The 354-nt window shown below is 44.6% G+C and carries 1 protein-coding gene; it reads right to left on the bottom strand.

All coding sequences use genetic code 11. From position 1 onward, the window contains the following. A partial coding sequence (locus C900_RS21615) for an AMP-binding protein (protein ID WP_040497268.1) occupies nucleotides 1-354 on the bottom strand: 354 nt, incomplete at both ends.

Here is a 354-nt window from a genome sequence, read left to right as displayed (position 1 = left end):
TCCCAATGGCTGAAGTTGACCCGATGTGCTCATAATATAAACCCTCGTATTCCTGACAGGCTTACCGATAGGAACAGTAGGCCTAGCTGTATCTGTCCTGACATACTTGTATATAAGAGAGGTTACTGTCGTCTCGGTGGGACCGTATTTATTGTAAAAATCATATTTAGGGTAAAATTTATCTGCTAACTGTCTGTTACATTCCTCCCCACCAGAGGCAACCCTCCGGATAAACCCGGCTGTGAGAGTAACACGTTCCAGAAAGGTAGGCGTGGCGTGAAGGTGTGTAACTCCATGGAGGGTAAGGTAAGCATTGAAAGCCTCTTCGTTTACTATAACATCCTTACTGATCAA

This window comes from Fulvivirga imtechensis AK7, from assembly GCF_000331535.1.
In the GTDB taxonomy this organism is placed as follows: domain Bacteria; phylum Bacteroidota; class Bacteroidia; order Cytophagales; family Cyclobacteriaceae; genus Fulvivirga; species Fulvivirga imtechensis.
The sequence above is the reverse complement of the archived record's forward strand: the minus strand, read 5'-3'. Positions and strand labels throughout refer to the sequence as shown.